At 61.5% G+C, this 6,480-nt stretch carries 10 protein-coding genes; 5 read left to right on the forward strand and 5 right to left on the reverse strand.

What is annotated here, in order from left to right; translation table 11 throughout:
• Both ACRESD_RS13620 and ACRESD_RS13625 read left to right on the forward strand, forming a co-directional pair.
• Positions 1-204, forward strand: a 204-nt coding sequence (locus tag ACRESD_RS13620; protein ID WP_431751380.1) for a chloride channel protein, incomplete at its 5' end; no start/stop codon positions are given.
• Positions 205-265: 61 nt separating this feature from the next.
• A complete protein-coding gene (locus ACRESD_RS13625) occupies positions 266-820 on the forward strand; it encodes a UPF0149 family protein (protein WP_431751381.1) in 555 nt (184 codons plus the stop codon).
• Between the two features lie 6 nt (positions 821-826).
• Here ACRESD_RS13625 and ACRESD_RS13630 read toward each other — a convergent pair whose 3' ends face one another.
• On the reverse strand, positions 827-1,456 hold the full coding sequence (locus tag ACRESD_RS13630; protein WP_431751382.1) for a lytic polysaccharide monooxygenase auxiliary activity family 9 protein: 630 nt from the start codon (positions 1,454-1,456) through the stop codon (positions 827-829).
• Positions 1,457-1,665: 209 nt separating this feature from the next.
• Positions 1,666-2,019, reverse strand: a complete 354-nt coding sequence (locus ACRESD_RS13635) for a DUF1428 domain-containing protein (RefSeq protein ID WP_431751383.1) — start codon at positions 2,017-2,019, stop codon at positions 1,666-1,668.
• 197 nt (positions 2,020-2,216) lie between these two features.
• Here ACRESD_RS13635 and ACRESD_RS13640 point away from each other — a divergent pair, with 197 nt between their 5' ends.
• Together ACRESD_RS13640 and ACRESD_RS13645 are read left to right on the forward strand one after the other, a co-directional pair.
• Complete coding sequence (locus tag ACRESD_RS13640; RefSeq protein ID WP_431751384.1) at positions 2,217-3,473, forward strand: 3-phosphoshikimate 1-carboxyvinyltransferase; 1,257 nt, start codon at positions 2,217-2,219, stop codon at positions 3,471-3,473.
• A 32-nt stretch (positions 3,474-3,505) separates the two neighbouring features.
• Positions 3,506-3,895 carry a hypothetical protein gene (locus tag ACRESD_RS13645; RefSeq protein ID WP_431751385.1) on the forward strand — a complete coding sequence of 130 codons (390 nt, stop codon included), beginning with the start codon at positions 3,506-3,508 and terminating at the stop codon, positions 3,893-3,895.
• A gap of 1 nt (position 3,896) precedes the next feature.
• On the opposite strand, the gene ACRESD_RS13650 is transcribed toward ACRESD_RS13645, so the two are convergent.
• The gene (locus ACRESD_RS13650; protein WP_431751386.1) at positions 3,897-4,496 is read right to left on the reverse strand and encodes an NAD(P)H-dependent oxidoreductase; all 600 of its coding nucleotides are present in this window, start codon (positions 4,494-4,496) and stop codon (positions 3,897-3,899) included.
• 83 nt (positions 4,497-4,579) lie between these two features.
• Here ACRESD_RS13650 and ACRESD_RS13655 point away from each other — a divergent pair, with 83 nt between their 5' ends.
• On the forward strand, positions 4,580-5,218 hold the full coding sequence (locus ACRESD_RS13655) for a TetR/AcrR family transcriptional regulator (RefSeq protein WP_431751387.1): 639 nt from the start codon (positions 4,580-4,582) through the stop codon (positions 5,216-5,218).
• On the opposite strand, the gene ACRESD_RS13660 is transcribed toward ACRESD_RS13655, so the two are convergent.
• Together ACRESD_RS13660 and ACRESD_RS13665 are read right to left on the reverse strand one after the other, a co-directional pair.
• On the reverse strand, positions 5,215-5,883 hold the full coding sequence (locus ACRESD_RS13660) for a GNAT family N-acetyltransferase (protein WP_431751388.1): 669 nt from the start codon (positions 5,881-5,883) through the stop codon (positions 5,215-5,217). The genes ACRESD_RS13655 and ACRESD_RS13660 overlap by 4 nt on opposite strands.
• A 21-nt stretch (positions 5,884-5,904) precedes the next feature.
• Positions 5,905-6,480 (reverse strand): LysR substrate-binding domain-containing protein (locus ACRESD_RS13665; RefSeq protein WP_431751389.1); only part of this gene is annotated, 576 nt, incomplete at its 5' end.

Here is a 6,480-nt window from a genome sequence, read left to right on the forward strand (position 1 = left end):
CCCCTGGGCGCCTTTGCAATCATCGGCGCGGCCGCCTTCCTGGCCGCCAGCATGAGCATGCCACTCACGGCGATTGTGCTGGTGGCGGAGTTCACCCGTATCGAGCATGACTTCCTGGTGCCGATCATCCTCGCCGTGGTGGGTTCGATGTGCGTGAGCAAGCTGTGCCAACACAGGGAAAACGCTGGAAAAAAGCCGGCCTAAGCGCCATCCTTCGCGCTTTAAGCTGCCCATCAGCGGCGCACGACGTTTAAAGGATATGCCCATGCACGCCCAACCCCTGGCCCCTGCCGATTTCGAATTCATCGAAGACACCCTGCTCAAGTACGGCGACGATCATTCGGTGCTGAACCTGGCCGAACTCGACGGTTACTTCACCGCGCTGGTCTCCAGCCCCGCGCAAGTGGACGTCGGCGAATGGTTCCCGGCGATCTGGGGTGGGCAGAACCCGGACTGGGAAAGCGTGGACGAAGCCCAGCGCTTCCTGGACCTGTGCGTACGCCACATGAATACCCTGGCGGCGCAACTGGCGACCGATGCCCAAGCGTTCAAGGCGCGTTTCGATGACACCGAACACCAGGGCCAGGTCGTCACGCTGGCCGAAGAATGGTGCTTTGGTTACATCCGCGGTGCGGCCATTGGCAACTGGCCGGAACTGCCCGCCGAACAGGCCGCACAGTTGGAAAAGATTTCCTGGTGCGCCGAGCAGGACAACTTCGAATTGCCGGCAGACCTGGATGTAGGCGCCCATCAACAGCGGGTCCGTGACATCGAACCCGCTGCACGGGCGCTACATGATTACTGGTTGGCCAAGCGTTAACCGGGCTTACTTGAAGTCCAGGTCAAACGCCTGGTAGAACGCATTACCGGTGTTGGCGACGATCCACATCAGTACCACCACGTGCCGGCCCTTCTTGCCCTTGGGCAGCGTTACCTGATGCTCGACCTTGGCTTTCAGTTCGTCGGCATGCTGGTAGTACGGCACTTGGGTGTAGAAGTCCTCAAAAAACGGTTTGGCTTCCAACTGAGCGCGGCTGATGCGCTGTTTCGGGTCCCAGCCATCCTTGGTGATAAGCCAGCGGTAGCCACGGGTGACGTGGGCGGCGGTGTATTCCCACTGCACCTTGAAGACCTGGCCGGCCTCGACATTCAACAATGGCCAGGTAAACGGCGTGTTGAGCTTCTTGCTCATTTCTTCGTCGGTGAAGTTGATGCAGTCGCGATCGTCGGTTTTACCGCCGCTGAGGATGTGCCCATCGGCAGGCGGCGTGACGCTTTGGTCATCGGTCTGATAAGGCGCGGGGAACGGCCCGGCGGTGAGTGCAGGAAAGTTTTTACCGCCTTCCATTTCATTGACTTGCCAGTTGCCCAGCAGCCCGCGCTCCACAGCGACAGAGCCACGGCTGGCCGGGGTCACGACGCGACCATGTCTGAGTTGAGTCTGGGGTTTGTTCATTTCAGTCACTCCTTGATTGAAAACGCCCCGGAATGGGGAGCGGCCTGAACTTACCCCATCACCCCATCTTGTCCAGCGAGCCACTGCGTAGGAAAACTTACACACCTCCTGCATTTCATTGAGCGCACGCATTTGTCCTGCCCCTGGTTTGGGCGTACGCCTACCTTGCCAGGGGCAAACCACCTACAGGTATTGTCCTGCAACGGCACCTAGCTGTTGAGGATCATCTCGAACCCACCATAAATCATGCGTTGCCCGTCAAAAGGCATCGGATTGGCCCCGTTTTGCATGCGCGGGTCTTCCATCACCTTGCGCATGCCGACATCCCGTACCTGGCGCGAGGGCCAGACGATCCAGGAAAACACCACGGTTTCGTCGTCCTTGAGTTTCACGGCCATGGGCAGCGACGTCACCTTGCCTTCGGGCACGTCATCGCCCCAGCACTCGACGACATTCAGCGCACCGTGCGCCTTGAACACCACGGCGGCCGCCTTGGCATGCTGGATAAACGCTTCACGCTTGGCGGTCGGCACCGCGATCACACAACCATCGACGTAAGACATGTTCACTCTCCTCATGGGAATAGACTGGGTAGGTACCGCTACCGATAGTCGAATGAACCCACCGAGAATCGACAACCCTGCGCAAATTACCGACCGGCGGCGTTCCCCGCTCGACAAGCACGGCGTCTATGCCCGATTATTCGGGTCCGCCCGTCGGCCACTCCGTGCCACCTTGCCTTGATCAGGAGCCTCGTACCTTGAGTTCGCAGAAAACCGTGACCGTAACACCGCCCAACTTCCCCCTGAACGGCAAGGTCGCGCCCCCCGGCTCCAAATCCATTACCAACCGCGCCCTGTTGCTGGCAGCCCTGGCCAAGGGCACCAGCCGCCTGAGCGGCGCCTTGAAGAGTGATGACACTCGCCACATGTCGGTGGCTCTGCGCCAGATGGGCGTGACCATTGAAGAGCCGGATGACACCACTTTTGTGGTCACCAGCTCCGGCAAGCTGCAACTGCCTGAGCAACCCCTGTTCCTCGGTAATGCCGGCACCGCTATGCGTTTTCTCACCGCTGCCGTGGCCACCGTGCAAGGCACCGTGGTGCTGACCGGCGACGACTACATGCAAAAACGCCCCATCGGCCCGCTGCTGGCGACCCTGGGCCAGAACGGTATCCGCGTCGAAAGCCCCACCGGCTGCCCACCGGTCACCGTGCACGGCGTGGGCAAGGTGCAGGCCAAGCGTTTCGAGATCGATGGCGGCTTGTCCAGCCAGTACGTATCGGCCCTGCTGATGCTCGCGGCGTGCGGTGCAGCACCGATTGAAGTGGCGTTGACCGGCAAGGACATCGGCGCCCGCGGCTACGTGGACCTGACCCTGGACTGCATGCGCGCCTTCGGTGCACAGATCGAAGCGGTCGACGACACCACCTGGCGCGTGGCCCCCACCGGCTATACCGCCCACGACTACTTGATCGAACCCGACGCCTCTGCCGCCACCTACTTGTGGGCCGCTGAGGTGTTGACCGGTGGCCGCATCGACATCGGCGTGGCGGCGCAGGACTTCACCCAGCCGGACGCCAAGGCCCAGGCCGTGATTGCACAGTTCCCGAACATGCAGGCTACGGTTGTCGGCTCGCAGATGCAGGACGCGATCCCGACCCTCGCGGTCCTTGCTGCGTTCAACAACACGCCGGTGCGCTTCACGGAGCTGGCCAACCTGCGCGTGAAAGAATGCGACCGCGTGCAGGCTCTGCACGATGGCCTCAACGAAATCCGTCCAGGCCTGGCAACCATCGAAGGCGATGACCTGCTCGTTGCCAGCGACCCGGCATTGGCCGGTACATCGTGCAATGCACTGATCGACACCCACGCCGACCACCGCATCGCCATGTGCTTTGCCCTGGCCGGGTTGAAAGTCTCGGGGATCCGCATTCAAGACCCGGACTGCGTGGCCAAGACCTATCCTGAATACTGGAAGGCCCTGGGCAGTCTTGGTGTTGCGCTGAGCTACTGAGCACAGAGCGTCGGAATGGGGAGGCCAAGCACATGACAATCCGCCAACCCTGCCCACCCGGCGCCTGCGTCTGCGATCGCGAACAATTGCTCGAGGTGCCCGGTGCCGACCTGCGCATCCTGCACCTCACGCGCCAGGAAGAAAAACGCCTGATCGAGCGCCTCGAAGACCTCAAGAGCCTGCAAGACCTGGAACACATGCAACAGCGGATGTACGCGCTATTGGGCATTCGCGTGCACATCGCGCCAGGTCACACCGAGGTCAAGAGCATGCGCGGGATACAGATCGTCATCGACGAACTGCCGGGCATGTGTCGCAAGACACGGCAGGCGATTCCGGCGGCGATCCGCCGTGGCATGGAGAAGCGCCCGGAAATTGCCTACCGCTTGCTGGATGCCCACGACCTGTTTCGCGAAGGCTGAGTCAACCAGCGACCGCTTCACCCTGGAACAACCCTTGCCCGATGGCCTTTGCCGTCTGCAAATGCACCTGTGCCGTGCCGCTTTCCGACTCCAGCAGCAGCTGCGACGTCACCACCTGTGCCCCGCAGTAATCGAAGATGCCGTAGTCGATTTGCGTGCGCATGGCCTTGGCGTAACCGTGTCGATCAAACGCGCTTTCATCCGCCGCCCCCACCGCCAGCAGGTGCACCTGCAGGTGGCGCAGTTTTTTCACCACCGGCAGGTCCGGGCCGTAATCGATGGCCCAACCATTGACGAACACGCGGTCAACCCACCCCTTGAGCAAGCCCGGCAGCGACCACCAGTAGATGGGAAACGCCAGCACCAGGGCGTCGGCGCGGTCGATACGCGCTTGTTCGACGAGCACGTCAGCCGGAGGCTTGGCACGGGTGCGGTGCACAAGGTGATCGGCGGCGGTGTAACGCGGATCGAAGCCTTCGCCCGCGAGGTCGGCGATCTCATAGGTATGGCCGGATGCGGTGAGGCCCGCAGCAACCTGTGCGGCCAGGCTATGGGTGAGGGATTTCGGGTCGTGATGAGCAACAACGATCACAGCGTGCATGACAATGACTCCCTTTCGGTTTAGGCTGAACCTAAACTACTTTTAGTAAGTTAACTCCAATAAGTTACGTTTGGTATATAAGCATGTCAACCCATGAATCCCCTGCCCCGCGCCGACGCTTATCCCGCGAAGATCGCTTTCGCCAATTGCTCGACGTGGCCTGGCAACTGGTGCGCGAAGAAGGCACCGACGCCTTGACCCTTGGCCGCCTGGCCGAACTGGCGGGCGTCACCAAGCCGGTGGTGTACGACCACTTCGTCACGCGGGCGGGGTTATTGGCCGCGCTGTATGAGGATTTTGACGGACGGCAGAATCAGCAGTTTGCCGAGGCTATCGAGGCTAGCGCCGCGACTCTGGAGGATCGGGCGTGGGTGATCGCTGCCTGTTATGTCGATTGCGTATTGCTGCAGGGCCGGGAAATTCCAGGGGTGATCGCGGCGCTCAGCAGCTCGCCGGAACTGGAAGCGCTCAAGCGTCGATATGAAGCGATCTTCCTCGATAAATGCCGTGAGGCACTGTCGCCATTTGCGCCCGAGGGGCGTGTTTCCCAGGCCGGTCTACGGGCCATGCTGGGGGCGGCGGAAGCGTTGTCCCAGGCGGCCGCCAGCGATGAGATCAGTCGTGAAGAGGCTCAGCAGGAATTGCTGGCGACCATCCTGGCAATGGTCACTCGTCGTTCACATGCGGGAGATGTCGAGCGCCCACAGGAGGCCGGTTTTTAACCGCGAGCCTGTAGAAACGATTGCACCTTGCGCGCCAATTGGTCCAGATGGCGGTCACGCTGTTTCTCGGCATCCACCATGGCGCGCTTGCCGTGTTTTTGCAGCAAGTAGGTGTGAATCTGACGCACCTCCAGCGAACGATAGATCGCCGCCACATCCAACACGCCCATCAAACCGTCGGTGCTGTAGTCGCGGGTGTTCATCAGCACCTGCGTCCCTCGCGCACTGCGGACTTGAAAGTCCATGGCTTCGAAGGCTGGCACCTTTTCCACGGCACACGCCAACTCGGCGTGGGGGTAATGGGCCAGTACGTCCTGCAACATCGCACGCGCAACGCCCTGGCGCCGATGCCCGGTTTGCACAGCCATGAAGGCGATACCACAGGCCAGCGGATCATCCTTCACCGGCAGATACAGGCAAAAGCCAACCACCTGTTCCTCTTCCATGGCCACCACCAGCTCGACCGCAATGCCCTTCGACCCGTCCAAGGCCTCCAGGTACAGGTGCACTTCAAAGCCGATGGCGTATTGGTAGATGTTGTAGAGCAAGTTGCTCGGCGGCAGCGCGACACTGCTGATGTCGGTGAGGTTGTCCACCACCATCTGCAAGATCTGCGCATTGATGGGCTCGGGGCATGGCGTGGTGTAGCGAGTAAGGCTGAACATGCAAATTCCTGGGGTTTCGCGTCAAGGCAGCGGCGATTGTACCGATTGCTGACACACCTCGCGCAAACAGCTGCGCAGCCAGCGGTGAGCCAGGTCGGCATCCTGGCGCGGGTGCCAGAGCATCGCCACGGTGAAGGTCGGTAGCGCAACCGGCAAGGTAAACCGGAACAAACCTTCGCGCTGATTGGCGGTGTAGCGTTCAGGCACGCTGGCGATCAGGTCACTGTCACGGGCCAGGGCGATGGCGGTCGAAAACCCTGCGACGAGGGTGCTGATCTGCCGGCTCAGGCCCAACGCTTCAAGCGCATCGTCGATCTGGCCACGGTCCTGGCCGCGTCGGGAAACATACACATGGCGGCCTTGCGCAAAACGCTGGGCGCTGACTTCACCCTGGCTGAGCGGATGGCCGCTGCGCACCACGCCGATCAAGCGATCGCGAAACAGCGCCTGGGTCAGCACTTCGGGGCTGGCGCTGGCATCGACCACGCCGGTTTCCAGGTCGACGCTGCCGTCACGCAACAAGGCGTTGTCTTTGTCGGTTTTATTGACGAAACGCAGACGCACGCCGGGCGCCTCCTGGGCGATGCGGGCCAGCAG

Origin of the sequence: Pseudomonas sp., from assembly GCF_050739995.1 — a bacterium.
Taxonomy (GTDB): domain Bacteria; phylum Pseudomonadota; class Gammaproteobacteria; order Pseudomonadales; family Pseudomonadaceae; genus Aquipseudomonas.